Raw genomic sequence first — 26781 nt, 5'->3', positions numbered from 1 at the left:
TTTCTCGTCAGCCGCCCCGTTGCATGACTGCGTACTATGAATTCACCAACCCGATAAATGACAAGGTGAACATCATGACGCAGCACAAACAGACCGACCGCGGGACCGCCGTCGTCACCGGCGCCTCAACCGGCATGGGTGCACTGTATGCCGGTCGCCTGGCACGCATGGGCTATGACCTCATCATCGTGGCACGCAATCACAACCGCCTGAACCAACTGGCTGAACACATCACCACCGACAGCGGTCGCAGCGTGGAAGTGGTTGCAGCGGACCTGGCAGATGCCACCCAGTTGAAAGCGCTGGAAGAAAAGCTGCGTCAGGACGCGAGCATTACGCTGCTGGTGAATAACGCCGGTATCGGCACGCACACCCCGCTGCTACAGAGTGGTGTAGAAGATATGACAGCCATGATTAACCTCAACGTCACCGCTCTGACCCGCCTGACCTACGCGGTAGTGCCTGGCATGGTTGCTCGGGGTCGCGGCGCCATCATCAACATCGCCTCTATCGTCAGCATTGCCCCTGAGCTGCTGAACGGCGTTTACGGTGGCAGCAAGGCTTACGTCCTGGCATTCAGCCAGTCGCTTCATCACGAACTGGCCAGTAAGGGCATTCAGGTGCAGGCCGTACTGCCCGGTGCCACCGCCACGCCGTTCTGGGACAACGGTGGTCTGCCGGTTGAACAGCTCGACCCGGGCATCGTCATGAGTGCTCAGGATATGGTAGATGCTGCCCTCACCGGATTTGCCCGCGGCGAACTCATTACCATCCCCTCCCTGCAGGATGAGGCGTTCTGGACCCGCTACGAACAAGCGCGTCAGGCCATGATGCCGCACCTGGGAAGCGACGCACCGGCTGAACGCTATCAGCCCCTGTCCGTACACTGATCGACTTTTTTCAACCTCACAACCTTAAAACTATCCCGTAAAGGAGTAAGACCATGAAACTGACCAACAACACTATCTTCATCACCGGCGGCACTTCTGGTATTGGCCGCGCAATGGCAGAAAAATTCCATCAACTGGGTAACCAGGTGATCATCTCCGGACGTCGCGAAGCGCTGCTGAAGGAGGTTATCGCCGCGAGCCCGGGCATGGATTATGTGGTGCTGGACGTGACGCGCGCCGACAGTATCCATGCCGCCGCACAGAGCGTGCTGGAACGCTATCCGGCACTGAACGTGGTGATTAATAACGCCGGGATCATGCCGTTTGATAATGCGGCGGGTGAGCTGGATGATGCGCAGGCGGTGACGCTGCTAAACACGAATATTTTGGGGCCGGTGCGCGTCAGCGCGGCGTTTATTGAGCACCTTAAGCAGCAGCCGGACGCGGTGCTGATCAACAACAGTTCTGTGCTGGCCTTCCTGCCGCTGGCGACCAACGCACTTTACTCGGCCACCAAAGCTGCAATTCACTCCTATACCCTGTCACAGCGTTTCCTGCTGCGTGACACTGGCGTACAGGTTATCGAGATCTCTCCTCCATGGGTTGATACGGATCTGATTTACAAGAGTGGCGACCCGCGTGCCATGCCACTGGATGCATTTATCAGCGAGACGTTTGACAAGCTTGGCACCGACACCATTGAAGCCATCGTTGATCGTGTATTGCCTGTACGCGATAACCCAGGCGCAGACGAACATACCCTGGTGAACCAGTTCAACCAGTCCCTGGCGGATAACCCAATCCCGGTCCAGTAAACGTTACAGGGGCCCCGGCCCCTGTTTTTTATGCAGGAGTTGAATAATGAACGCTTTCATTACTACTTCCCAGCGCCGTGCCTTGCGCGCGCTGAGCATCGCTTACTTTGTACAGGCTACCGGTGCGCTGTCCGTTGCCGGCAGCCTGCCTGCTATTTCCGCTGCCTGGCAGCTGACTGATGCGCAGAGTGCTCGCTTAATCAGTATTTTCGGCCTTACCTTTGCGCTGGCTGCCCCGCTGGTTCAGGTGCTGTTTGGTCACCTGCACCGCCGCCAGCTCGTGCTCACGGGCATTGGGCTGTTTGGCCTGGGCGCTTTTGCTTTTGCACTGTCCCCGGGCTACAGCACGCTGGTTGCCTCGCGCATCCTGATGGGGGCCGGCGCGGGGTTCATCGGTCCGGTGCTGGTTGCGCTGGGTTCCGAACTGGTGCTTGAGCAGCAGCGAGGCCGGGCTATCGGCATGGTGCTGCTCGGGGTATCGATGGCAAGCCTTGCCGGAATTCCGCTCGCCGCATGGGTTGCCAGCCTGTGGGGCGCAAAAGCGCTGTTTGCGCTGGTCGGCCTGGTGAGTCTCTTGAGCGGGCTCAACATTCTGCTGACGGTGCCGAATGAAAGTGCAGGAACGCGCATCCGGCTCACCGAGATGGCGGGCGTGCTGGCTGAGGGAAAGTACCTGACGGCCTTTCTGGTCGTGTTTTTTATCACCTCCGGTGTTTACAGTTTTTACTCCTTCATCGCTCCGTTGATCCGCGATACCTACACCGGCGGCACACATGCGGTCTCCGCAGCGCTGACTGTACTGGGGATTGCCGGCGTGCTGGGCAATCTCTGGGTTACCCGCGCGGCAACACGCTTTAGTTCTGAAAAGTTGCTGATGACGGGCATGACGCTGCTCATCGTTGATACGGCGCTGATTGCCATGCTGCCTAAAGTGCTGCTCGTACTGTTGATAATGCTGGTTTTATGGGCGTTTGCTACAGATCTACTCTGGCCCAGCCAGCAGCGCAGGATCGTCGAGCTGTCATCTGTCCGGCATCGTGGCATTGCGCTGGCGCTGACCAGCGCCTTTATGTTCGGGGGGATAGGCTTTGGCTCGGCAGTAGCTTCCTGGATTTATCCGGTCGCGGGATTTTACGGACTGGCCGCTATATCAGGGGCCTTCATTGTTCTGGCGCTGGTCAGCCTGCAGCTGTCTGAGAAGCTCAGAAGGTCGGTTACAGTGGCTGAACCCTGCCAGAGCGAAGCCTGAACCCTGCATCTCCGTGCTCGCCTCGCGGTATTACTTACCGGGAGGCGGTCTTTATTCCGGCCTGACCAATTTTTCAATCATTTGCTGCAACATCTTCCTGATGGCACTGGCCTGGACGCCATCGCAGAATAGAGTCACTTTCCAAAGAAGTGGCGCCGTTTGGCATCTCAGTCGCGGCTCGTTCTGGGAAGCGATGCCTACGCCTTTATGGAGAGTGCATCAGAAGAACGGCTTTTCAGCCTCCGTGAGCAGCGGATTAGACTTATGCCAGCGATTCTGAATAGCAGCTATATTTTCGCAGAATAGGGTAGCTCGGTAATTACGCAGCTTTAGGCAAGTCCGTATTAAGAAGAAGGACGTGCCTTGCTGTTCTTCTGCATTCAAGGTCCGCTTCTCGCTCAAAGCGGATCTTTATCTCATGGAGCATGACCGCTTTGTGCCTGTGTCGGCTAAAGAAGAGTGTAATGAACAGCCCTAAGCGTCCTTCTTCGGATCCATCCACTGCCTGCACGTATTGCTGCCCGTATTGCCAGCCAGTAAGCGGTCATTTTTAGCTGAGGGGCATGATCCGGGCTACAACAATGAACCGTTTCCGAGCCTTTCGACGGGCAGCTAAGTAATAAAATAGAGCAGTCTCTCAACTGGCCATGTCAGCCTCAAGGACGACCGTTATATCCATCCCAGTATGTTTGAATAGCGTTATTTTTCATGATATCGCCTCGCTTGTCTGGCTGGTCTGCATCATATTCCCGGTTTATGATCATGGTTTTTTGGTTCTCAGGTGAAAAAGGCCCTTTATCCCTGGTGAAACTGTCAACTCTTTGCTGCGCCTGAATGATGGACAGGCCAGCAGCCCTGTCCTCTTTCCCTAACTCATAAAACTGGCTGAGAAACTGTGTCATCAGACGGGTGTTATCTGCTGTTAACGGTTGCGTATTGGCATCAAAGTGTATCTGTTGCATCTGGTAAGCCATATGCCGGGCGTTTTTTTCGACGCTGGTACGAGAACTGGAGCAGGCTGCCAAGACTAAGGGTAGAACGAGTGAAAGCGCTAAAAGACGACCAGAATACATCATGGACGTTCCCTGTGAGAGGCGAAATAGGCATGGTAGTTTGAAGATTGCACCAGCGTAAGCCGCCAAAAATAGCGGCCTTGACACAAGCATAATTTTCAAACTCTTAACGCTTGAAATAAAATAAGACCAACATAACGCGTAAAAGATAATCTACCGCGTTTTCAAGTGGAAGAGGGGTTACATAGCAAAATCCAGATAGGCTTTTTTAAATATTTCCCCGGTTTTTGCATCCGGCGCAGGCGGGATTTTAGCACGGGCTACAGCAGAAACCGCAGCCTGACAGAGTTCAGGGTCGCCTTTTTCGGCCTCTACCTTCACCAACATGCCGTCCGGCAGAATGGAAATCATGACAGTACACTCCTTCCCCGACCAGGTATCATTATCAGGCATTTGTTCTGATATGGCCTGCCGCACTTGTTCACCATAGGCATCAATTTTAACTAAGTCTGCCTGGCTTATATCCGGCGGGAAGGGCGCATTTTTGTGGCTTCCGGCACAGGCTGCCAGTAGAAACGGAACGAGCAACCAAAAGGTTGTAATACGTTGTGATGGCACTAAAGTCATTCCCATTACTGACAATAGGGATATCTTAATGAGATCACGTGGTAAGAGAAAGCTCCTGGAAATGGCGATTTCATGTGCTCAACCGAGATGCGTATGAGCGCGTCTCCACGTTTGTTAAACCAGCCTGCCAGACTATAAGGTCCGCTTTTCGCTCATTGCAGACATCAGTTCGAGGATCTCTGGCTGCACGTATCCATGAAAAAGCCCGCGATAGGGAGTCAGTCCAATAGCGGGCTCTTTGTGCAACGTTCAGACTTGCCGTCTCATTTTCGCCGTAAATAAAACGGCTACTTTTTCTCTTTTTTCTGAAAATCCAGTAGCTGTTCCGGCGTGACTGCCGGGTAACCCTGCGCATCTTCCGGCACTTCGTGTTGGGTGGGGATCGGCACCAGTGGGCCTAAAAAGCGCGGTTCACGTTTGAAGAGGTAGAGATCGGCCATCGCACCCAGACGTGCGCCAAATTCGCGTACCCGTACGGTGAGCATATCTTTCGGGGACGGGACCGCGTAGCACTGGGCCTGAATGCCCATATGCAGCGCGATAAACAGCGCGCGTTCGCAATGGAAGCGCTGGGTGATAATGATAAAGTCGTTGGTATCAAAGACCTTACGGGTGCGCACAATCGAGTCCAGGGTACGAAAACCAGCATAGTCGAGCACGATATCCGCGGGATCGACCCCGGCGGCAATCAGATCTTTACGCATCGTGACCGGCTCGTTATAGCTCTGGAGCGCATTATCGCCGCTCAGCAGCAGGTAGTTTACCTTGCCGCTGTTATAGGCATTCAGCGCCCCCTGAATACGGTAGCGGTAATACTGATTGATCACCCCGGTGCGGTAATACTTGGCGGTACCCAGCACCACGCCCACCTGACGGTAAGGCAAGTCTTGCAGGTCGTCGAAGATGTAAGGGGCGGTTTTCCAGCTCATCCAGCGGTCGAGGCCAAGCGCAGTCAACAGCACGATGCCAGTCAGGACAAAGAGGCTGTAAAAAACGCGCTTAAACATGGAGATGACTCGTGTCGTGGGTGAAATTTCACTCAGGCTACTTTACCCGTCTGGTAAGCGCAAGAAACGGCGGTTTAATTGGGGGGATTTTCACCAGATACGCGGGCATTTCTGCCCGCGGAGCGGATCAGGCCAGCAAGCTGCGGTCAATATTCTGGCAGCCCAGCGCCTTCAGGGTTGCCACCGTAGCATCCCACTGAATGAGCGACGCATCAGCCTTTTCAGCCAGCATGGCGCGCTGAATGTCCGGATAATCATAGCCATTCAGACTCAGCAGATTCAGAGCACCCTGCAATGGGGGCAGGGTCGGGTTGAATGCCGCATTTTCAGCATAGCTGCCCGTGAAGATCGTACCGTCCCGGCACTCCAGGGCCACACCGCTCGGGGCGTTACTATAAGGGGCGTGGGAGTGGTTGGCGGCGGCGATGGCGGCCTGAGTTAAGGCGTCGCCACTCAGAGCGAACCCCTGATTCTGCTCATCCATCAGGAGAGTTTTGATCTCCAGATCTTTTGGACCAAAAGCATCTGGCAGGTAATCGGCCAGCGTATGTGGGGCGCGACCCGGCAGGTTAATGCGCAGCTCTAAGCCGCTATTCAGCTCATTCATAAACTGACGACAGTGGCCGCAAGGCGTGTAATTTACGGTGATGGCGCTCAACCCTTTTTCACCGCGCAGCCAGGCATGGCTGATAGCGCTCTGCTCGGCGTGCACCGTCTGCTGCATGGTGGAGCCCAGAAACTCCATATTGCCGCCAAAATACCAGGTGCCGCTCACGCCGCGCGCAATGGCACCGACGTTAAAGTGCGAAAGGTCAGCGCGTGCGCAGGCGGCGGCCAGCGGCAGTAGCGCAAAGGCCAGCGCGTCGTCATCCAGATCGGTTGCCCGTTTCAGTGCGGTGACCTGTTCAGCCGTCAGCAGGGCGGGGAAGTGCGCATCTGCCAGAATCGGGGCCAGGGCTGATTGCAAATTCTCTGCAAGCTGGGCAAAAGCTGATTGAAAACGTGGGTGCATGGCATTGCCTCATAAGGATTAATGGATCGGTAGTGTACGGAGCCGCAACCGGTTTATATGTGACAGTGATCTCATTATGTGTGCAACTTATGAAACAGAAATGAAAAATGCGCGACGCGTCGCAAATTTTAGCCCATTACCGCCAAAATCACCGGGAACAGGAACGGCGCGAGAAGCGAGGTCATGATCCCGCAAATCACCAGCGCCAGCGAACTGAATGCCCCTTCCTGATAATCCAGCTCGGCACAGCGCGCAGTGCCAAGGGCATGCGACGCGGTTCCCATCGCTAAGCCGCGGGCTGCTTTGGTCCGAATACGCATCAGGTTCAGCAGCGTGTGACCAAACACGGCCCCGAGGATGCCGACAAAAATCACGCAAACGGCGCTAATGGCCGGGATACCGCCAATGCTTCCGCCCACCGCCATCGCAATGGGGGTGGTGACCGATTTCGGTAAAATAGAGGCGGCGATTTGCGGTGATGCCCCCATCAGCAGTGCAACCGAGGTACCGGTGATCATCGCCACCACGCTGCCCACCAGGCAGATAGTGATGATGGATTTCCAGCGCGCACGGATTTGATGCAGCTGTTCATACAGCGGGAAAGCCAGCGCCACGACCGCAGGCTGCAGGAGATCGTTGAGCACTTTACTGCCAGCAAAATAGTGCTCATACGAGATACCGGTCACCAGCAGGAAAGGGATGATAACCACCATCGCCACCAGTAACGGATTGAGCAGCGGCATCTTAAAACGCATGGCGAGCTTACGCGCGGCGAAGAAGACGGCCAGGGTTAACGGCAATGACCACCAGATATTTGCCATCATTTCTTACTCTCCTTCTCGCCAATTACTTTGCGCTCACCATGAACCAGGTGTGAACTCCAGCTCACCACCAGGAAGACCACCAGAGTGCTGATAAAACAGGAAACAACGATCGGACCATACTGGGCTTTTAGCAGGTCGTAATATTGCATCACCCCCACGCCGATGGGGACAAACAGCAGCGCCATATAGCGAATCAGCACCGAGCATCCCGGTTTAACCCACTTCGCCGGAATGATCTGCAGCGCCAGTAAGACAAAGAGGATCAGCATGCCAATGATGCTGCCCGGAATAGTGATCGGCAGCAGCGATGCCAGGAAGTTACCCACGTAGAGGCAGAGATAGATAAATATGAACGCGCGCAGATACTGCCAGACGTTATTCAATGATTTGTTCATGGTGAAAGCCCTTGAAGAAACGCATTCATCATACAATTAAACCCGGAAACGTGCTACGGATCACATCATGAAATTTGAGCATACCAGACATTGCTTTTTGGAACGTCGGGCATTTCCACAAACACGGGTGACAAGCCTTCACTGACGATATACGATTTATATATGAATCATTACGGAGTATATAAATGGGTATCGTAAAAATTTCCGACCTGCTGCATGACGACATTCGTGATGCCAGCAAAGCCATGTCACGTTCGGTCAATGCTCAGGCCGAATACTGGATCCGCCTCGGTATGATGAGTGAGCTCTACCCTGAACTTAATCATCAGCAGATCAAGATGATGATGCTGAAATCCGGCTCCGACCGTTTACTGGAGGTGATCAATGCCATCAATTCTCATTAAAAGCGCAGATGAGCTGGCGCGCCAGCGTCATGCGGGCGAACTGCTGGCCTCGGTCTTTACCATGCTGGACGACTTTATTAAGCCAGGCGTCACCACCATGGAGATCAACGACCGGGTGGAAGCCTTTATTGTTAATCAACTCCAGGCCCGTCCGGCCAGTAAAGGGCAGTACGATTTCCCGTATGTGCTTAACACCTCGGTGAATGACGTGGTCTGCCACGGTATCCCGAAATCGTCCGAGCACCTGAAGTCCGGGTCCATCGTCAATGTCGACATCACGCTCGAAAAAGCGGGCATGATTGCCGACTCCAGTAAAATGTATCTCATTGGCGACGTCTCGCCGCTGGCCCGTCGACTGGTTAATAAAACGTACGAGGCGATGTGGAGAGGGATTAAGGCCGTGAAGCCGGGCGCGACGCTGGGGGACATTGGCCATGCGATTCAGTCTTATGTTGAGAGCAACGGCTACAGCGTGGTGCGGGAATATTGTGGACACGGTATCGGCAAAGAGATGCACGAAGAGCCGCAGGTCTTGCACTATGGAAAGCCCGGTGAAGGCGCTGTGCTCAAAGAAGGGATGGTCTTTACCATCGAGCCGATGATCAACCAGGGCGACAGCCGTATCAAGACCAAAAAAGATGGCTGGACGGTAGTGACCCGCGACAAAAAACTCTCGGCCCAGTGGGAACATACCATCGCCGTCACGGCGGAGGGTTTTGAAGTGCTGACGCTGCGCCCGGAAGAGACGGTGCCTGAGTAAGCGCCGGGCTTTCCACATACCGGGAGAGCGGCTACTATAGCGCGTCTTTTTTCACAGGTACGAACAATGCGTGTATTACTGGCGCCGATGGAAGGCGTGCTCGACTCACTGGTGCGCGAGCTGCTGACCGAGGTTAACGATTACGATCTCTGCATCACCGAATTTCTGCGCGTGGTCGATATGTTGCTGCCAGTAAAGTCGTTTTACAGACTCTGCCCTGAACTCCACAACCAGAGCCGCACCTCTACGGGTACCCTGGTAAGGGTACAGTTGCTGGGGCAATATCCCGAGTGGCTGGCAGAAAACGCCGCCCGGGCGGTGGAGCTGGGGTCGTATGGCGTAGATCTCAACTGCGGCTGCCCTTCAAAGCTGGTTAACGGCAGCGGCGGCGGGGCCACGCTATTAAAAGATCCTGAACTTATCTACCGTGGCGCAAAGGCGATGCGCGAAGCGGTACCCGCGCACCTGCCGGTGACGGTAAAAGTGCGGTTGGGATGGGACAGCAGCGATCGCCAGTTTGAGATTGCCGATGCTGTGCAGCAGGCGGGGGCCAGCGAGATGGTGGTTCACGGGCGTACTAAAGAAGATGGCTACAAGGCGGAACGCATTAACTGGCAGGCCATCGGCGAGATCCGTAAACGCCTGTCGATTCCGGTTATTGCCAACGGTGAGATCTGGGATTACGAAAGTGCCCAGGCCTGTATGGCCGCTACCGGCTGTGATTCGGTCATGATTGGCCGTGGCGCCCTGAACGTGCCCAATCTGAGCCGGGTCATAAAATATAACGCGCCGCGCATGCCCTGGGCGGAGGTGGTGACCTTGCTGCAAAAATACAGTCGTCTGGAAAAGCAGGGTGATACCGGGTTGTATCATGTGGCGCGCATTAAACAGTGGCTCAGTTATCTGCGCAAAGAGTATGACGAGGCGCTGTCGTTATTTCAGGAGATCCGCACGCTGCAAACCTCAGCAGAGATTGCGCGCGTCATCCAGGCAAAATAATACCCGCTCGTGCAGGCTCCGTGCTTTTAGATGCCTCTTTCGCCCAGCATTAAGGGCCTTTGGTACGCAAATCGCCTGCTGGCTGTACAATGGCCGAGAGCGATCTCCATCACGTTTCTGTTCGTGGCGGATTGAGGCTACGAATGAAAGTGATAGAGTACCTGAACTGGATTGTTACTGCTGCGGCAGGCAAAACCTGATTTCTGGCTTCCGCCGGAGGTCAGGTTTTTTTGTTTTTGGGGTTCCGATGATCATCTCCAAAATTCTTAATAATAATGTGGTGGTTGTTCAGGATGAACACGGGCGCGAACAGGTCGTGATGGGTCGTGGGCTGGCCTTTCAAAAGCGCGTGGGTGAGAACCTGGATAAAGAGAAAGTGGAAAAGGTGTTCGCACTGCAAAGTGACGAACTGGTGCATCGCCTCGGGGAGCTTCTCAGTCAGATCCCTCTGGAGGTGATGACCACCTGTGACCGCATTATCGGGCTGGCGGCGCAGCGACTGGGTAAATTGCAGGAGAGTTTATACATCACCCTGACCGACCACTGCTACTTCGCCATTGAGCGGCAGAAGAAGGGGCTGGCGATTAAAAACGTGCTGCTGTGGGAGATCAAACGCCTTTATCCAAAAGAGTTTGAACTGGGGCAGGAAGCCCGGGCCATTATCGCCAGAAGGCTCGACGTCGCCTTAGCCGAAGATGAGGCCGGCTTTATCGCGCTGCATCTGGTGACCGCCCAGTTGAATAGCGAAATGCCGGAGGTGATGCACGTTACGCGCGTGATGCAGGAAATTCTGCAGCTAGTGAAGTATCAACTGCAGCTGGAGTATGACGAGGAGTCGCTCAGTTATCAGCGCTTCGTCACCCACCTGAAGTTCTTCGCCCAGCGCATGCTGACGCGAACCGTCGTGGAAGATGACGACGTCTCGCTGCATACCGCGGTGAAAGATAACTATGCGAAGGCGTGGAAATGCGCCGAGAAGATCGCACAGCATCTGCAAAAAAGTTATCAGCGCGAGCTGACAACCGAAGAGATTATGTTCCTCGCTATCCATATTGAGCGGGTAAGAAAAGAGGGGCGTTAAGCCTCAACAACTGGATTGTTACTGCATTACGCAGGCAAAACCTGAGCGCGGCCCCCTGATGGGGGTCGTTCTCGGGTTTTTTTATTTTTAGTCTCAGTCAACGGGTGCCTGCGGGCATTGAAGAAGGAAATCGAGATGGAATATCAAGCATTGGCAAAGGATATTCTCGCCCACGTCGGGGGCAAGGAGAACATTGTCAGTCTGGTGCATTGCGCCACCCGGCTTCGCTTTAAACTGAAAGAGAGCCAAAAGGCGGATGCTGAGGGGCTGAAGAAAAATCCGGGCGTGATTATGGTTGTCGAAAGCGGCGGCCAGTTTCAGGTGGTGATCGGCAACCACGTTAACGATGTGTGGAAAGCCGTTCGTCATGAAGCCGGGCTCACCGATGATACGCCGGTGACGGAAGAGGCGGGCGACAAAGGTAATCTGCTTGGCCGTTTGATCGACATCGTTTCGGGCATCTTTACTCCCTTTATCGGCATTCTGGCCGCCTCCGGTATTTTAAAAGGGCTGTTGGCGCTGGCAGTAGTCTGCGGCTGGCTGACCACCGACAGTGGCACCTACAAAATCTGGTTTGCGGCGAGCGATGCGCTCTTCTTCTTTTTCCCACTGGTGCTGGGTTACACCGCCGGTAAGAAATTTGGCGGTAATCCCTTCATCACCATGGTCATCGGGGGGGCATTAACCCATCCGATGATGATTCAGGCCTTTGAGGCCAGCCAGCAGGCAGGAGCGATGGAAGACGCTTTCCTCGGGATCCCTGTCACCTGGTTCAACTACAGTTCATCGGTGATTCCGATCATACTCGCTGCCTGGGTCAGCTGCTGGCTGGAGAAGCAGAGCGTAAAACGCCTGCCCTCTTCGATGAAAAACTTCTTTACCCCGCTCATCTGTCTGGGCGTGACCGTGCCGCTGACCTTCCTGGTCATTGGGCCGATTGCCACCTGGCTTAGCCAGATGCTGGCAAACGGGTACCAGTGGATCTACGTGCTGGCGCCGTGGCTGGCAGGGGCGGCAATGGGGGCGCTCTGGCAGGTCTGCGTGATCTTCGGCCTGCACTGGGGGCTGGTGCCGCTGATGATTAACAACCTTGCGGTACTGGGGCATGACTCTATGCTGCCGATGTTGCTGCCGGCGGTGTTTGGCCAGGTAGGCGCCGCGCTGGGTATCTTCCTGCGTACCCGTGATAGCCGTCAGAAAATGTTGGCCGGTTCGTCCGTCACCGCAGGGATTTTTGGCATCACTGAACCGGCGGTCTATGGCGTGAACTTGCCGCTGCGCCGTCCGTTTATCTTTGGTTGTGTGGCGGGGGCTATCGGCGGCGCGATTGTGGGTTTCAGCGATACTCACGTCTACTCCTTTGGCTTTGCCAATATCTTTACCGTGGCGCAGATGATCCCGCCAGGCGGCGTGGATGCCACCCTGTGGGGCGGTATTATCGGTACGCTGGTGGCACTGGTGTTGAGCTGCGTCATGACGCTGGTGGCCGGGATGCCGGGCCGGGCAGCGGAATCCACCCCGGTGGCGGTGCCCCCGGGTGAAAACGATGTGCTGTCGCCGATGACCGGCACCGTACTGGCTCTGGATCAGGTACCGGATACCACCTTTGCCAGCGGGCTGCTGGGCAACGGGGCGGCAATTATTCCTTCAGACAACAAAGTCATCGCCCCATTTGCCGGGGAGGTGGCCTCGCTGTTTGCCACCAAGCATGCCATCGGCCTGCTGAGCGACAGCGGCATTGAGGTGCTGATTCATGTGGGAATCGACACCGTTAAGCTCGACGGCAAACCCTTTACCGCTCACGTGAAGGTGGGTGACAAAGTTCAGCCGGGCGATCTGCTACTGGAGTTCGATCGCCAGGCGATTATCGATGCCGGCTACGATCTGGCGACCCCTATCATTATCAGTAATAGCGACGAGTACCGGGATGTTGCCACCGTGGCGGCCACTGCCGTCAATGCGGGCACGCCGTTACTCTGCGTCAGCCATTAATAACAGGAGAACCTATGAAAACGTTTCCGAATGATTTCTTGTGGGGCGGCGCGGTTGCCGCTAATCAGGTAGAAGGGGCTTATCTGGAGGATGGCAAAGGATTATCCACCTCTGACGTGCAGCCGCAGGGGGTCTTTGGCCCGGTGGTGGAACGGGTTGTGGGCGACAGCGGCATCAAAGACGTGGCGATCGATTTTTATCACCGTTATCCGGAAGATATCAGTCTGTTTGCCGAAATGGGCTTCAGCTGCCTGCGCGTCTCTATTGCCTGGACGCGTATCTTCCCGAACGGTGACGAGCAGCAGCCAAACGAAGCCGGGCTGGCCTTTTATGACAAGCTCTTTGACGAACTGGCCGCCCACGGCATCACGCCGCTGGTGACGCTCTCCCACTACGAAATGCCCTGGGGCCTGGTGAAACAGTACGGCGGCTGGGGCAGTCGTCAGACCATCGGCTTTTTTGAACGGTACGCGCGCACCGTATTTACACGCTATAAAGAGAAGGTGAAGCTGTGGCTCACGTTCAATGAGATCAACATGTCCCTGCACGCGCCGATGACCGGCGTCGGCCTGCCGGAGAGCAGCAGTAAAGGCGAAGTCTATCAGGCGATCCACCACCAACTGGTGGCCAGCGCACTGGCGGTCAAAGCCTGCCACGAGATCATTGCGGAGGCGAAAATTGGCAACATGCTGCTGGGCGGCCTGGTCTATCCGCTGACCTGCAAACCTGAAGATGTGCTGGAAGCGCTGCAGGAGAACCGCGCCTGGCAGTTCTTCGGTGACGTACAGTGCCGCGGGGCGTATCCGGGCTATATGCTGCGCTTCTTCCGCGAAAACGGCATCCAGTTGGAGATCACCGACGCCGATCGCGAGGCGCTGAAATCAACCGTCGATTTTATCTCTTTTAGCTACTACATGACCGGCTGTGTGACCACCGATGAAGCGCTAAACCAGCAGGCACGCGGCAACATCCTGAGCATGGTCCCCAATCCGCACCTGGCCAGCTCAGAATGGGGCTGGCAGATTGACCCGATTGGCCTGCGTACACTGCTGAACGTGCTGTGGGATCGCTATCAGAAGCCGCTGTTTATTGTGGAAAATGGACTTGGTGCGAAGGATAAACCGGATGCCGACGGCGTGGTGCAAGATGATTACCGCATCAGTTATCTGAACGATCACCTGGTGCAGGTTCGCGAGGCGATTGACGACGGCGTCGAGATCATGGGGTATACCAGCTGGGGGCCGATTGATCTGGTCAGCGCCTCGAAGGCCGAGCTGTCAAAACGCTATGGCTTTATCTACGTTGACCGTGACGACAAGGGTAACGGCACCCTGGCGCGGAGCCGTAAAAAGAGCTTCTGGTGGTATCAGGAGGTGATTGCCACCAACGGGGCATCGCTAAAAGAGTAACGCAGGAAACATCCCGGCAGGGGTCAGCCTGCCGGGGTATCGCTTAGAAGATCATCTTAAACACACCCGTCACCACCAGTAACCCAATCAGAAATATAACTAAAATAACCCATAGCAAAATTTTCATTGTCAGTTCCCTCATCTGTGTATTTTCCCTTTAAGTGTAGCAACCATGACAAAAGCGGCCTGATTTTAGTCAGGATCTATACTTACCTCTTTGTCCTTGAGGAGGTGAGTATGACGGCAACACAACGGGTCGCGATTGTGACCGCATCCGATTCCGGCATCGGTAAAACCACGGCACTGATGCTGGCAGAGCGCGGATTTGATATAGGCGTCACCTGGCATTCGGACGAAGAGGGGGCAGCGAAGACCTGCCGGGAGGTAGAAGCCCGTGGCCGCCGCGCGGAGTCCATCCACCTCGATTTAAGCACGCTTCCGGAGGGGGCAAAGGCCATCGAGACGCTGATTGCCCGCTTTGGCCGTCTGGATGTGCTGGTTAATAACGCCGGGGCGATGACCAAAGCCCCGTTCCTCGAGATGAAATTTGAGGAGTGGCGCAGCATCCTCACCGTCGATGTGGACGGGGCCTTTCTCTGTTCGCAGATTGCGGCGCAGCAGATGGTGAAGCAGGGGCAGGGCGGGCGCATTGTGAACATCACGTCAGTGCATGAACATACGCCGTTACCGGAGGCCAGCGCTTACACGGCGGCTAAACACGCCCTCGGCGGGCTAACCAAATCGATGGCGCTGGAGCTCGTCCACCACAATATTTTGGTCAATGCCGTGGCGCCGGGCGCTATTGCCACGCCGATGAACGACATGGATGACAGCGAAGTGAAGCCGGGTTCGATGCCCGAAATCCCGCTGGCGCGGCCTGGGCACACCAAAGAGATCGCCAGTCTGGTCGCCTGGCTATGCGATAGCGATGCCAGTTACACCACCGGCCAGTCGTTTATCGTTGATGGGGGCTTTATGCTGGCCAATCCGCAGTTCAAGCCCCAGTCGTAGCCGGGGTTAATCGCGCTTATTCTCACGGCGCTTTAACCACAGGCGTATCAGCACCACCAGCACCAGCACGCCAATCAGCCATACCCAGTGGCGCAGGTGCTGGTCAAGGCTATGCAGCCACGGGCCTATCACTTCTCCACCCGCGTAACCCAGGGTGGAGAAGATCAGCGCCCAAACAATGGCGCCGAGGATATTTAGCGGCAGGAAGATTTTGGGCGGAAGACGGCTGGCCCCGATGAGCAGCGGGCCGATAATGCGAAAGCCATACATAAAGCGGGTGCCGATGACAAACAGGTAAGGGTGGCGCTGAATCAGTTTTTGCGCCCGCTGGATTTTTTTCTGATGGCGAGAGAAGCGCCGTAACAGCGCGGGGCCAAAGCGGACGCCAAGAAAATAGAGCAGTTGATCGCCGATCATCCCCCCCAGCGCCACGGCAGCTACCACCAGCGGGAATTTCAACAGGCCCTGGTGCGCGGCCACGCCGCCCAGAAGCGTAATGGTTTCCCCTTCTGCCACGCTGCCTATCACTAACGCGGCGTATCCGTATTGTTCTATCAGTGCATTGATATCCATAAGATAAGCGTAGTTCCTCTCTGGCCATAACGGCATTTTTTATGCTGTACACAAAATAATCTGATGCCTGGATTATACTTAAGTATCGCTGTACGGGCCGACAACAAGGGGGCGTTATGAACCATGTCTGGGGACTTTTTTCCCATCCCGACCGTGAAATGCACGTTATCAGAAGTGAAAACGAAACCGTCAGTCATCACTATACCCATCATGTGTTGCTGATGGCGGCGATCCCCGTCATTTGCGCGTTTATTGGTACCACGCAGATTGGCTGGGATTTTGGTGATGGCACAGTTATACAACTCTCCTGGATGACCGGCCTGGCGCTTGCGGTGATCTTTTACGGCATGATGCTGGCCGGTGTGGCGATCATGGGGCGCGTGATTTACTGGATGGCGCGTAACCACCCGCAGCGTCCCTCCCTCACGCTCTGTATGATCTTCGCCGGCTATGTTGCTACTCCGCTGTTTTTAAGCGGCATTGTGGCGATTTACCCGCTGGTCTGGCTCTGTGCGCTGGTGGGCACCGTTGCGCTGTTCTATACCGGCTATTTACTGTATGTCGGCATTCCCACCTTCCTCAATATCAATAAAGAGGAGGGGCTCAGTTTCTCCAGCTCGACGCTGGCTATCGGCGTGCTGGTGCTGGAAGCGCTGCTGGCGCTGACTGTTATTCTCTGGGGTTATGGGTATCGCCTGTTCTGAATGCTCTGCATTGCTGGTGTAATCGCCAGCAATGCAGCATCTGTTCACGATTATCTTCTGGCGGCCAGGCATCCGGGCGGCTATGATGACGTTTGCCAGCCGGTGATGCCTCACTTCATCGGCGGTGTACGTTATCACGTGCGTGAATAATTATTCGAAGTCTCCCCATGCTGAAATTCCGCGTTTCTATACTGAGCCTTGCCCTGTTGCTGACCGTGCCTGTTGCGACACCGGCCCTCGCGAAAACCGCCGCCGTGACGACGGCAGCCCAACCGGAAATTGCTTCCGGTAGCGCGATGATCGTCGATCTGAACACCAATAAGGTGATCTACTCCAGCCACCCAAATCTGGTGCGCCCGATCGCTTCCATCACCAAATTAATGACCGCGATGGTTGTGCTGGACGCACGACTGCCGCTGGATGAGAAACTAAAAGTCGATATCAGCCAGACGCCTGAAATGAAAGGGATCTACTCCCGCGTGCGCCTGAACAGCGAAATCAGCCGTAAAAATATGCTATTGCTGGCACTGATGTCCTCGGAAAACCGCGCGGCGGCGAGCCTGGCTCACCACTATCCGGGCGGCTATAACGCCTTTATCAAGGCCATGAACGCTAAGGCGAAAGCGCTGGGCATGACCCATACCCGCTTCGTAGAGCCGACAGGCCTGTCGATCCATAACGTCTCGACCGCGCAGGATCTGACCAAAATGTTGATCGCCAGCAAACAGTATCCGCTGATTGGCCAGTTGAGCACTACCCGAGAAGAGATGGCAACTTTTGCGAACCCGGCTTATACCTTGCCGTTCCGCAATACTAACCATCTGGTCTACCGTGATAACTGGAACATTCAGTTGACCAAAACCGGCTTTACCAACGCCGCAGGCCACTGCCTGGTGATGCGTACGGTGATCAAGGGTAAACCGGTGGCGCTGGTGGTGATGGATGCTTTCGGCAAATACACCCACTTCGCGGATGCCAGCCGTCTGCGTACCTGGATTGAGACGGGGAAAGTGATGCCGGTTCCGGCGGCGGCGCTGAGCTATAAAAAGCAAAAAGCGGCCCAGATGGCGGCGGCGGGTACTCTCGCCGGCGAACAGACCGCCCAGAACGACTAATTACTCCGGCAGCGTCCAGTCACCGTCGTTGAGTGGACGCTGCAAAATCAGGGTATCGCGCCAGTCCCCTTTCTTGTAACCCACGCTCCTGAGCTGTCCGGCCACTTCAAATCCGTGCTTTTTATGCAGGCGCAACGAGCCGGTATTATTCGGTCCATCGCCGATGATGGCGATCATCTGCCGCCACGGCCCCTGTTCGCTGCGTGCAATCAACGCGCTGAGCAGGGCGCTGCCAAAACCCCGTCCCGGCGTGCTGGCATCAACGTAGATCGACTCTTCAAGGGTGTAGCGATAGGCGGAGCGGGGACGGTACAGCGTCGCATAGCAGTAGCCCACCAGGATGCCGCGATAGAGGGCAACCAGCCAGGGTAATCCCTCTCCGGTCACGCTCTTGATGCGTTGACGCATCTCTTCTACCGTCGGGGGAACCTCTTCAAACGAGGCCCGCCCATTGAGGACATGCCAGGCGTAAATTGCCGCAATGGCATGCGCATCGTCGGGCAGCACATCGCGTACCACAACTTCCGTTTCGGTTAACATTTCTACAGCCGACATGGTCTGCCCATTCCTCATCAAAAAGCCAGAGAAACGTTTCTCTGGCACAGTGATGCTACTTTAGTCCTGCTGCATGTCGCTTAACAAATGCTTCTGCGACCCTTTCTGGTCTATTTCGTCGTTTGCAAAGTATCACCCGCTGGATTAGTCCCTTCAGCCCAGTTTTTGTGCTTAGTGGTTTTACCAATGCCGGGGTTCATACTGTTGGTGGGGTCATTTGCGCGATAAAACTGCTTTAATGCTTCCGGCGCTTCGTAGAGGTGGCCAACATTATGCTCCGCAGGATATTGCGCCCCGCGCGCCTGCAATAGCGCCAGCATTTGCTCCTTCAGCGCATGGGCATCCACCCCTTTTTTGACGATATAGTCCTGGTGGAAGACATAACACATAAAGTGGCCGTAATAGAGCTTATGCACCAGTTGGCTGTCGATCTCCGGCGGCAGCTGTTCAAACCACTCGGTATCATTGCGGCGCAGGGCGATATCCAGCGCAAGGATATCTTCAACTTCATCGGCATGAACCGCCTGATAACGGATAGCCGCGCCGGCGGCGGCAAAACGGTGCAAGAAAGCTTTGCTGCCTTCTTCCGGGGTACAGGCGAAGAAATCCCCGTCGGCGGTTTTGAAATATTCGCTTAACCAGCTTTGCGCTTCGGCAATACCGTCGCCCGCCATCTTCAGTAGCAGGTGATGCTCGTACTTATCGCGCCAGCTCTTCATACGTGGGGGCAGGTGTGCCGGGAAGGCGTTGCCCAGTTTCTGCATAAACCGGTCGGTAAAGTGCGGTTTAAAGAGCGAGACTTTCTCCAGCATCGCATCGGTACGCCCCTTCATAGTAAAGAAGAAGGGCATCTTGTCGGTACCGAGTTTGTCGATCATCAGGAACGTGTCTTTGCCGTAACGCTCAGCAATATCGTAAATGTCCCGGTGCATATACTCACCCGCCACCGGCAGATGAGAGAACTCGCCAAGGATATGACGGCGAAGGGTGGTCAGGACCTCCGGCTGGTTGGTGCCAATATAGAACACCTGCTGATTTTTCTCGGCTTCAAAGGTGTCCAGGCGCACGGCAAAGACCGCCAGTTTGCCCGCACAGCCGGAGGATTCAAACAGTCGATCCGGGTCAGCGTTATAACGTGCCGGCGTATCGGCATCAATCTCGCGCACGCGGCTGATGTAGTCATGATCGTGCGCGTGGCGCCCGTCATGAAGCACATCCTCATCTTTGACCCGATCGTCGTCCAGCTTGCTAAGGATCTGCTCTGGCGTAACGCCCAGTTCAATACCGAGATGGTTCACCAGTTGAAGCTTGCCATTTTCATCGATGCGCGCAAAGAGCGACATCTCGGTATACGCAGGACCGCGCTGCACCAGTGAGCCACCGGAGTTATTGCAGATACCACCCACTACCGAGGCCCCAATGCAGGAGGAGCCAATCACCGAGTGCGGCTCGCGTCCCAGTGGCTTAAGCGCTTTTTCCAGTGAGTAGAGGGTGGTGCCCGGATAGGCCAGAACCTGTTCGCCGTTGTCCAGCAGGTGCAGCTTATCCAGTCGCAGGGTACTGATGATCACGATATCGCGGTCGTAGTCGTTACCGTTGGGGGTAGAACCTTCGGTCAGGCCGGTATTGGCTGCCTGCATCAGGATGATTTTATCGGCCTCAACGCAGAGGCTGAGCACGCGCCATAGTTCCAGCAAGGTTCCCGGGAATACCACCGCGAGCGCATCGCCCTGGCCGGAACGGAACCCTTTACGATAGCGGGCGGTCTTCGCCGCGTCGGTCAACAGGTGGGACGCGCCCACCAGTCGTGACAATTCATTGATAAATGCGTTGTTATCGTGCGTGTTGACGGAAGACATTTCCACTCCTTGTGATGAAGCAAACTCGTGCTCTACAGCATAGCGCGATTAATCTTTAGACGAACCTCTATTCACCAGAAAAATCAGAGAATAAACCCTGCAAGCGGCGCAGGGTTTATGGCACACTGCGTTTTTCGCACGGTCTGGCCGCGATTATCCGGCGGTTATTGATGAGAGAGTAAACGACATGAAATGGCTATGTTCTGTAGGTGTCGCTGTAAGTCTGGCACTGCAACCCGCGCTGGCTGATGAGCTGTTTGGCAATCATCCCCTGACGCCGGAAGCGCGTGACGCCTTTGTTACCGACCTGCTCAAGAAGATGACGGTCGATGAGAAAATTGGTCAGTTACGTCTTATCAGCGTCGGCCCGGATAACCCGAAAGAGGCCATCCGTGAGATGATCAAAGAGAGTCAGGTTGGGGCGATTTTCAATACCGTCACCCGCCAGGACATCCGCAAAATGCAGGACCAGGTGATGGAGTTGAGTCGCCTGAAGATCCCATTGTTCTTTGCCTATGACGTGCTGCACGGCCAGCGTACCGTCTTCCCGATTAGCCTGGGTCTGGCCTCCTCATTTAACCTCGATGCGGTGAAAACTGTGGGGCGCGTCTCGGCATATGAAGCAGCCGACGACGGCCTGAATATGACCTGGGCGCCAATGGTCGATGTCTCTCGCGATCCGCGCTGGGGGCGCGCCTCGGAAGGCTTCGGGGAAGATACCTACCTTACCGCCACCCTGGGCAAAACCATGGTGGAAGCGATGCAGGGCAAAAGCCCGGCGGATCGCTATTCGGTGATGACCAGCGTGAAGCACTTCGCGGCCTACGGCGCCGTTGAGGGTGGTAAAGAGTACAACACCGTCGACATGAGCCCGCAGCGTCTGTTTAACGACTATATGCCGCCCTACAAAGCGGGGCTGGACGCGGGCAGCGGCGCGGTAATGGTCGCCCTGAACTCCCTGAACGGGACCCCGGCGACCTCGGATGCCTGGCTGCTGAAAGAGGTTCTGCGTGACGAGTGGGGCTTCAAGGGTATCACCGTTTCCGATCACGGGGCCATTAAGGAGCTGATCAAGCACGGCACCGCCTCCGATCCTGAAGATGCTGTGCGCGTCGCCCTGAAGTCTGGCATTAACATGAGCATGAGCGACGAGTATTACAGCAAATACCTGCCGGGTCTGGTCAAATCGGGCAAAGTCACCATGGCGGAGCTGGACGACGCGACCCGTCACGTTCTGAATGTGAAATATGACATGGGGCTGTTTAACGATCCGTACAGCCACCTGGGGCCGAAAGAGTCTGATCCGGTAGACACGAACGCCGAAAGCCGCCTGCACCGCAAAGAAGCCCGCGAAGTCGCCCGCGAAAGTCTGGTGCTGCTGAAAAACCGTCTCAATACGCTGCCGCTCGCCAAATCGGGCACCGTGGCGGTGATCGGGCCGCTGGCCGACAGCAAGCGCGACGTGATGGGAAGCTGGTCGGCAGCCGGGGTGGCGGACCAGTCGGTCACCGTGCTGACGGGTATCAAAAATGCGCTGGGCGACAACGCCACCGTGAAGTATGCCAAAGGTGCCAACGTGACTAACGATCAGGGCATCGTCACCTTCCTCAATCAGTATGAAGAGGCGGTGAAGGTCGATCCGCGTTCGCCAAAAGAGATGATCGACGAAGCGGTGAATACCGCGAAGCAGTCTGACGTCATCGTTGCCGTGGTGGGTGAAGCGCAGGGCATGGCCCATGAGGCCTCCAGCCGGACTGACATCACCCTGCCGCAAAGTCAGCGTGACCTGATTGCCGCGCTGAAAGCCACCGGCAAACCGCTGGTGCTGGTGCTAATGAATGGCCGTCCGCTGGCGCTGGTAAAAGAGGATCAGCAGGCGGACGCCATTCTGGAAACCTGGTTCGCCGGCACCGAGGGCGGGAACGCCATTGCCGATGTGCTGTTTGGCGATTACAACCCGTCCGGTAAGCTGCCGATGTCCTTCCCGCGTTCGGTTGGACAGATCCCGGTTTACTACAGCCACCTCAACACCGGCCGTCCGTACAACGCCGATAAGCCAAACAAATACACCTCGCGCTATTTCGACGAAGCCAATGGCCCGCTTTATCCCTTTGGCTATGGCCTGAGCTACACCACATTTAGCGTCTCTGAGGTGAAAATGTCTTCCCCGTCGATGGCGCGTGACGGCAAGGTCACCGCCAGCGTGCAGGTAACCAACAGCGGTAAGCGTGAAGGTGCGACCGTGCTGCAGATGTACATTCAGGACGTTACCGCCTCAACCAGCCGCCCGGTTAAACAACTGCGTGGGTTTGAGAAGATTAGCCTGAAGCCGGGCGAGACCAAAACCGTTAACTTCCCGATCGATATCGAGGCGCTTAAGTTCTGGAATCAGCGCATGAAGTACGATGCTGAACCGGGCAAATTCAACGTCTTTATTGGCCAGGACTCTGCGCGGGTAAACAAAGGCGAGTTCGAACTGCTGTAACCCTTCCTCCAGACATCCCCTGCCATGCGGGGGATGTCTCTCACGCGATGCAAATAACGCAATTTGGCGGTTAATTTCGCCATTTTAAACTACGCTTTTCACTCAAGCCTCTGAAAAGGGCGATAAAAAAATGAGGAATGAGGTATGACGATTTCGAAGGGGATTTTAGGCTCAGCGGCACTTTTGGCGGCGTTGAGTTTACCGCTGCAGGCCGCGGAGCCTGTGAAAGTGGGCTCTAAAATTGATACTGAGGGGGCGCTGCTCGGCAATATCATTTTGCAGGTGCTCGAAAGTCACGGCGTAAAAACAGTCAATAAAGTTCAGCTTGGCACCACCCCGGTGGTGCGCGGTGCCATCACGTCCGGCGAGCTGGATATCTACCCGGAATATACTGGCAACGGGGCGTTTTTCTTCAAAGATGAAAACGATGCCGCATGGAAGAATGCCAGCCAGGGCTACGAAAAAGTTAAAAAACTCGACGCCGAACAGAACAAGCTGGTGTGGTTAACCCCGGCCCCGGCCAATAACACCTGGACCATCGCGGTGCGCAAAGACGTGGCGGAAAAGGGCAAACTGACGACGCTTGAGGATCTCAGCCGCTATCTGAAAGAGAAAGGCGAATTCAAACTGGCCGCGTCGGCAGAATTTATCGAACGTGCGGATGCGTTACCCGCGTTTGAAAAAACCTACGGTTTCAAGCTCGACCAGAGCCAGCTATTGTCGCTGGCCGGTGGCGATACGGCTGTGACCATTAAAGCGGCGGCGCAGCAGACTTCCGGAGTGAACGCGGCAATGGCCTACGGCACCGACGGCCCGGTCGCGGCGCTGGGTCTACAGACCCTTACCGATCCGAAGGGGGTTCAGCCTATTTATGCGCCTGCACCCGTGGTACGGGAAGCGGTGCTGAAGGCCTATCCGCAGCTCGGCGAATGGCTGAAGCCCGTCTTTGAAAGCCTGGATGAGAAAACCTTACAGCAGCTGAATGCCAGCATTGCGGTAGAGGGGCTGGATGCCAAAAAAGTGGCGGCAGATTATCTTAAGTCGAAAGGGCTGGTGAAATAGCCCACCGCAACAGGACTTTGCTGTGCCGATAACCTGTCATAACCGCGTGCTGTTGCTGCTGGCCATTCTGGCTGTGGCGGCAGCCGCACTGCCTTTCGTCAATTTCGCCCCAAACCGGCTGGTTTCCGGAGAGGGGCGTGCGCTCTGGCAAATCTGGTCTTTTTCCCCCTGGCTGCTTCTGGCGCCGCTCTGCCTGCTGGCGGGGCTATCGCTGGCGCGTGGCCGACTGGCGCTGATGCTGACGCTACTGGTATGCGAGCTGCTGTTTATTGTGCTTTTCTGGAGCGCAGGGCAGGCGGCCAAGCACCTGGTAACGGCAGAGAGTCCGCTGGCTCGTACGTCGGTTGGCAGCGGTCTGTGGCTCTGGCTGGCCTTGTGCTTGCTGGCCTGCAGCGATGCTATTCGTCGTCTCTCGACTCAGCCCGTCTGGCGCTGGCTGCTGCATGCGCAAATCTGGATCCTGCCGTTAGCCCTGCTCTTTAGCGGTGAGCTGAATAGCTTATCGTTGCTAAAGGAGTACGCCAATCGGCAGGAGGTGTTTGATAACGCGCTGGCGCAGCATCTAACGCTATTGCTGGGCACTCTCGCCCCGGCGCTGGTCATTGGCGTGCCGCTGGGGATGTGGTGTTATCGCCATCCCACCCGCCAGGGGTCGGTGTTTGCGGTGTTGAACGTTATCCAGACTATCCCTTCCGTGGCCCTGTTTGGCCTGCTGATCGCGCCGCTGGCCGGGCTGACCAAAGCCTTTCCGTGGCTCTCGACGCTGGGTATCGCCGGGACAGGGTTGACCCCGGCGCTGATTGCCCTGGTGCTCTACGCCTTGCTGCCGCTGGCGCGCGGGATGGTGGCGGGGTTAAGCCATGTGCCTGCCGACGTGCTGGAAAGTGCTGATGCGATGGGCATGAACGCCCGTCAGCGCTTCTGGCAGATCCAGCTTCCCCTTGCGCTACCGGTGCTGCTACGCGCATTACGGGTGGTAGCGGTGCAGACGGTCGGGATGGCGGTGATTGCCGCGCTGATTGGAGCCGGCGGGTTTGGTGCACTGGTGTTCCAGGGGCTGCTGAGTAGTGCCCTCGACCTTGTGCTGTTGGGTGTGGTGCCGGTTATTGCGCTGGCAGTCGTCATTGACGCTCTCTTCGCCCTGTGGATAGCGCTACTGAAAGGGAGTCGCGATGATTGAATTCCACGATGTAAATAAAGTATTCGCCGGTCAGCCGGCGGTCAGCGACCTGAACCTCACCTGTGAGGAGGGGGCGTTTTCAGTGCTGATTGGCACCTCCGGATCGGGGAAGTCTACCACCCTGAAAATGATCAATCGGCTGGTGGAACATGACAGCGGCCGCATCTGCTTCGCCGGGCAAGAGATCCGCAGCCTGCCGGTGCTGGAGCTGCGTCGGCGTATGGGGTACGCCATTCAATCCATCGGGCTGTTCCCCCACTGGACGGTCGCGCGCAACATTGCCACCGTGCCGCAGTTGCAAAAGTGGTCGAAACAACAGATCGACGACCGCGTCGATGAGCTGATGGCGCTGCTGGGTCTGGATCCCTCCCTGCGGGAACGCTATCCGCATCAGCTTTCTGGCGGGCAGCAGCAGCGCGTAGGGGTTGCCCGGGCGCTGGCTGCTAACCCAGAAGTGCTATTAATGGATGAACCCTTCGGGGCGCTGGATCCGGTCACACGCAGCGCATTGCAGCTGGAGATGACCCGTATTCACCGCATTCTGGGGCGCACCATTGTTCTGGTGACCCACGATATTGACGAGGCCCTGAGGCTGGCGGATAGGCTGGTGCTGATGGATAACGGCAGAGTCGTGCAGCAAGGCTCGCCGCTGGAGCTGTTAACACAGCCCGCCACCCCCTTTGTACGTGAGTTCTTTGGCCACAGCGAGCTGGGGGTGCGGTTGCTCTCCCTGCGAACGGTGGGTGAGTCGATGCGTCGGGAGATGACCCCGGAGGCGGGTGAGCCCTTACACGACAGCATGAGCCTGCGCGATGCCCTGTCGGCGTTTGTCACTGGCCGCTGCGAGCGGTTGCCGGTCGTCAACGCCCAGGGTCAGCCTTGCGGCACGCTGCATTTTCGCGATCTGCTGAACGGGGAGGCCGCGCATGAAGTGGATGCGTGACCCGCTGCTGTGGCTGGTGCTGCTCTTCGTGGCGCTGCTGCTGCTCATGCCCCACAGTGCGCCCCTTTTCAGCGCTCTATTTCCTGAACTGCCTCGTCCGGTTTATCAGCAAGAGAGTTTTCTGAGCCTGACGCTGGCGCACTTCTGGCTGGTGGGGATATCGAGCCTGATTGCGGTGGCGATTGGCGTGGGGGCAGGCATTGCGGTGACGCGCCCGGCAGGGGCGGAGTTTCGCCCATTAATTGAAACGCTGGCTGCTATCGGGCAGACGTTCCCGCCGGTGGCGGTACTGGCCATTGCGGTGCCCGTGATGGGATTTGGGCAACAGCCGGCGATTATCGCCCTGATCCTCTACGGCGTGTTGCCGATTTTACAGGCGACGCTGGCAGGGCTCGCGGCAGTGCCCGCCTCGGCCATCAGCGTAGCGGAAGGGATGGGGATGAGCGGCTGGCAGCGACTGCGCAGTATTGAGCTGCCGCTGGCGGCGCCGGTGATGCTGGCAGGTATCCGCACCTCGGTGATCATCAATATTGGTACGGCGGCTATCGCGTCGACGGTGGGGGCGAACACACTGGGAACGCCGATTATTATCGGCTTAAGCGGATTCAATACGGCTTATATCATTCAGGGGGCGACTCTGGTGGCGCTGGCGGCCATTGTGGTAGACCGCGCCTTTGAACGGCTGGCAGGCTGGATCAGCCGACACCGCCGCGAACAATAAAGGAATAGCCAGCCAGCATCACACCGCCAATACCGCTTACGGCCATCAGTGCGAACAGGGTGATTACCGCCACTTTGGTTGCTTTCATCTTGTGCT

Annotated in this window: 29 protein-coding genes; 18 read left to right on the top strand and 11 right to left on the bottom strand. The window is 56.3% G+C overall.

The window, feature by feature from the left end; translation table 11 throughout:
• Positions 1-74: 74 nt before the first annotated feature.
• Genes WFN75_RS10720 through WFN75_RS10710 form a run of 3 tightly spaced genes read left to right on the top strand, consistent with a single transcriptional unit; the run spans position 75 to position 2954 of the window.
• On the top strand, positions 75-890 hold the full coding sequence (locus WFN75_RS10720) for an SDR family NAD(P)-dependent oxidoreductase (RefSeq protein WP_336996132.1): 816 nt from the start codon (positions 75-77) through the stop codon (positions 888-890).
• Between the two features lie 53 nt (positions 891-943).
• Positions 944-1705 (top strand): SDR family NAD(P)-dependent oxidoreductase, encoded by a 762-nt coding sequence (locus WFN75_RS10715; RefSeq protein ID WP_212477756.1) that lies wholly within the window; start codon positions 944-946, stop codon positions 1703-1705.
• 46 nt (positions 1706-1751) lie between these two features.
• A complete protein-coding gene (locus tag WFN75_RS10710) occupies positions 1752-2954 on the top strand; it encodes an MFS transporter (RefSeq protein WP_336996131.1) in 1203 nt (400 codons plus the stop codon).
• Between the two features lie 656 nt (positions 2955-3610).
• Here the strand turns inward: WFN75_RS10710 and WFN75_RS10705 are convergent.
• The 6 genes from WFN75_RS10705 to WFN75_RS10680 form a co-directional block, all read right to left on the bottom strand.
• Positions 3611-4030, bottom strand: coding sequence for an Exc2 family lipoprotein (locus tag WFN75_RS10705; protein WP_233801692.1), 420 nt, complete (start codon positions 4028-4030; stop codon positions 3611-3613).
• Positions 4031-4207: 177 nt separating this feature from the next.
• Entirely contained in the window at positions 4208-4594 is a 387-nt protein-coding gene (gene tolA, locus WFN75_RS10700) for a cell envelope integrity protein TolA (RefSeq protein ID WP_207292102.1), read from the bottom strand.
• 287 nt (positions 4595-4881) lie between these two features.
• Positions 4882-5601 (bottom strand): outer membrane permeability protein SanA, encoded by a 720-nt coding sequence (gene sanA, locus WFN75_RS10695; protein ID WP_046884742.1) that lies wholly within the window; start codon positions 5599-5601, stop codon positions 4882-4884.
• A gap of 127 nt (positions 5602-5728) precedes the next feature.
• Positions 5729-6613: a cytidine deaminase gene (gene cdd / locus WFN75_RS10690; RefSeq protein ID WP_325945404.1), complete on the bottom strand. Its 885-nt coding sequence runs from the start codon at positions 6611-6613 to the stop codon at positions 5729-5731.
• 128 nt (positions 6614-6741) lie between these two features.
• The gene (locus tag WFN75_RS10685; RefSeq protein ID WP_040074807.1) at positions 6742-7437 is read right to left on the bottom strand and encodes a CidB/LrgB family autolysis modulator; all 696 of its coding nucleotides are present in this window, start codon (positions 7435-7437) and stop codon (positions 6742-6744) included.
• Positions 7434-7832, bottom strand: coding sequence for a CidA/LrgA family protein (locus WFN75_RS10680; RefSeq protein ID WP_040074808.1), 399 nt, complete (start codon positions 7830-7832; stop codon positions 7434-7436). The genes WFN75_RS10685 and WFN75_RS10680 overlap by 4 nt, the downstream gene beginning before the upstream one ends.
• A 185-nt stretch (positions 7833-8017) precedes the next feature.
• Here WFN75_RS10680 and WFN75_RS10675 point away from each other — a divergent pair, with 185 nt between their 5' ends.
• The 6 genes from WFN75_RS10675 (at position 8018) to WFN75_RS10650 (ending at position 14477) form a co-directional block, all read left to right on the top strand.
• Positions 8018-8236 (top strand): ParD-like family protein, encoded by a 219-nt coding sequence (locus WFN75_RS10675; protein WP_004868736.1) that lies wholly within the window; start codon positions 8018-8020, stop codon positions 8234-8236.
• A complete protein-coding gene (map, locus tag WFN75_RS10670) occupies positions 8217-8996 on the top strand; it encodes a type I methionyl aminopeptidase (protein ID WP_207292098.1) in 780 nt (259 codons plus the stop codon). Before WFN75_RS10675 ends, map begins: the two co-directional genes overlap by 20 nt.
• A gap of 66 nt (positions 8997-9062) precedes the next feature.
• Positions 9063-9995, top strand: a complete 933-nt coding sequence (gene dusC / locus WFN75_RS10665; RefSeq protein ID WP_207292097.1) for a tRNA dihydrouridine(16) synthase DusC — start codon at positions 9063-9065, stop codon at positions 9993-9995.
• A 247-nt stretch (positions 9996-10242) separates the two neighbouring features.
• Positions 10243-11076, top strand: coding sequence for a BglG family transcription antiterminator LicT (gene licT / locus WFN75_RS10660; protein WP_336996130.1), 834 nt, complete (start codon positions 10243-10245; stop codon positions 11074-11076).
• A 135-nt stretch (positions 11077-11211) separates the two neighbouring features.
• Positions 11212-13068 carry a PTS beta-glucoside transporter subunit IIABC gene (bglF, locus tag WFN75_RS10655; protein WP_442913282.1) on the top strand — a complete coding sequence of 619 codons (1857 nt, stop codon included), beginning with the start codon at positions 11212-11214 and terminating at the stop codon, positions 13066-13068.
• 14 nt (positions 13069-13082) lie between these two features.
• The gene (locus WFN75_RS10650; protein ID WP_336996129.1) at positions 13083-14477 is read left to right on the top strand and encodes a glycoside hydrolase family 1 protein; all 1395 of its coding nucleotides are present in this window, start codon (positions 13083-13085) and stop codon (positions 14475-14477) included.
• A gap of 43 nt (positions 14478-14520) precedes the next feature.
• On the opposite strand, the gene WFN75_RS22670 is transcribed toward WFN75_RS10650, so the two are convergent.
• Positions 14521-14604 (bottom strand): hypothetical protein, encoded by an 84-nt coding sequence (locus WFN75_RS22670; protein ID WP_442913309.1) that lies wholly within the window; start codon positions 14602-14604, stop codon positions 14521-14523.
• Positions 14605-14714: 110 nt separating this feature from the next.
• Between WFN75_RS22670 and WFN75_RS10645 the strand changes: the two genes are divergently transcribed.
• Positions 14715-15488 carry an SDR family oxidoreductase gene (locus WFN75_RS10645; protein WP_040074815.1) on the top strand — a complete coding sequence of 258 codons (774 nt, stop codon included), beginning with the start codon at positions 14715-14717 and terminating at the stop codon, positions 15486-15488.
• Positions 15489-15494: 6 nt separating this feature from the next.
• Here the strand turns inward: WFN75_RS10645 and WFN75_RS10640 are convergent, their stop codons facing one another.
• Positions 15495-16061 carry a DedA family protein gene (locus tag WFN75_RS10640; protein ID WP_207292093.1) on the bottom strand — a complete coding sequence of 189 codons (567 nt, stop codon included), beginning with the start codon at positions 16059-16061 and terminating at the stop codon, positions 15495-15497.
• Positions 16062-16177: 116 nt separating this feature from the next.
• Between WFN75_RS10640 and WFN75_RS10635 the strand changes: the two genes are divergently transcribed.
• The 3 genes from WFN75_RS10635 to pbpG are packed head-to-tail and all read left to right on the top strand — an operon-like array spanning position 16178 to position 17880.
• The gene (locus tag WFN75_RS10635; protein WP_040074817.1) at positions 16178-16765 is read left to right on the top strand and encodes a Yip1 family protein; all 588 of its coding nucleotides are present in this window, start codon (positions 16178-16180) and stop codon (positions 16763-16765) included.
• Entirely contained in the window at positions 16766-16915 is a 150-nt protein-coding gene (locus WFN75_RS10630) for a hypothetical protein (RefSeq protein ID WP_156132604.1), read from the top strand.
• Between the two features lie 17 nt (positions 16916-16932).
• Entirely contained in the window at positions 16933-17880 is a 948-nt protein-coding gene (gene pbpG / locus WFN75_RS10625) for a D-alanyl-D-alanine endopeptidase (RefSeq protein WP_336996128.1), read from the top strand.
• On the opposite strand, the gene WFN75_RS10620 is transcribed toward pbpG, so the two are convergent.
• Complete coding sequence (locus tag WFN75_RS10620) at positions 17881-18435, bottom strand: GNAT family N-acetyltransferase (RefSeq protein ID WP_207292092.1); 555 nt, start codon at positions 18433-18435, stop codon at positions 17881-17883. It lies immediately after the preceding gene.
• Between the two features lie 110 nt (positions 18436-18545).
• Positions 18546-20294, bottom strand: a complete 1749-nt coding sequence (gene dld / locus WFN75_RS10615; RefSeq protein ID WP_336996127.1) for a D-lactate dehydrogenase — start codon at positions 20292-20294, stop codon at positions 18546-18548.
• Between the two features lie 187 nt (positions 20295-20481).
• Between dld and bglX the strand changes: the two genes are divergently transcribed.
• From bglX to WFN75_RS10590, 5 genes are all read left to right on the top strand, one after another.
• Entirely contained in the window at positions 20482-22779 is a 2298-nt protein-coding gene (gene bglX / locus WFN75_RS10610; protein WP_263617518.1) for a beta-glucosidase BglX, read from the top strand.
• A gap of 144 nt (positions 22780-22923) precedes the next feature.
• Complete coding sequence (osmF, locus tag WFN75_RS10605; protein ID WP_046884754.1) at positions 22924-23841, top strand: glycine betaine ABC transporter substrate-binding protein OsmF; 918 nt, start codon at positions 22924-22926, stop codon at positions 23839-23841.
• Between the two features lie 22 nt (positions 23842-23863).
• Positions 23864-25021, top strand: coding sequence for an ABC transporter permease (locus WFN75_RS10600; RefSeq protein WP_336996126.1), 1158 nt, complete (start codon positions 23864-23866; stop codon positions 25019-25021).
• On the top strand, positions 25014-25964 hold the full coding sequence (locus WFN75_RS10595) for an ABC transporter ATP-binding protein (RefSeq protein ID WP_233801712.1): 951 nt from the start codon (positions 25014-25016) through the stop codon (positions 25962-25964). The genes WFN75_RS10600 and WFN75_RS10595 overlap by 8 nt, the downstream gene beginning before the upstream one ends.
• Positions 25948-26685 carry an ABC transporter permease gene (locus tag WFN75_RS10590; RefSeq protein WP_040074827.1) on the top strand — a complete coding sequence of 246 codons (738 nt, stop codon included), beginning with the start codon at positions 25948-25950 and terminating at the stop codon, positions 26683-26685. Before WFN75_RS10595 ends, WFN75_RS10590 begins: the two co-directional genes overlap by 17 nt.
• On the opposite strand, the gene WFN75_RS10585 is transcribed toward WFN75_RS10590, so the two are convergent.
• Positions 26660-26773 carry a protein YohO gene (locus WFN75_RS10585; RefSeq protein WP_072039489.1) on the bottom strand — a complete coding sequence of 38 codons (114 nt, stop codon included), beginning with the start codon at positions 26771-26773 and terminating at the stop codon, positions 26660-26662. The genes WFN75_RS10590 and WFN75_RS10585 overlap by 26 nt on opposite strands.
• Positions 26774-26781: the final 8 nt, after the last annotated feature.

Source organism: Leclercia sp. UBA7405, assembly GCF_037152215.1.
GTDB classification, from domain to species: Bacteria; Pseudomonadota; Gammaproteobacteria; order Enterobacterales; family Enterobacteriaceae; genus Enterobacter; species Enterobacter pneumoniae.
This window is presented reverse-complemented; position numbering and strand designations above follow the sequence as displayed.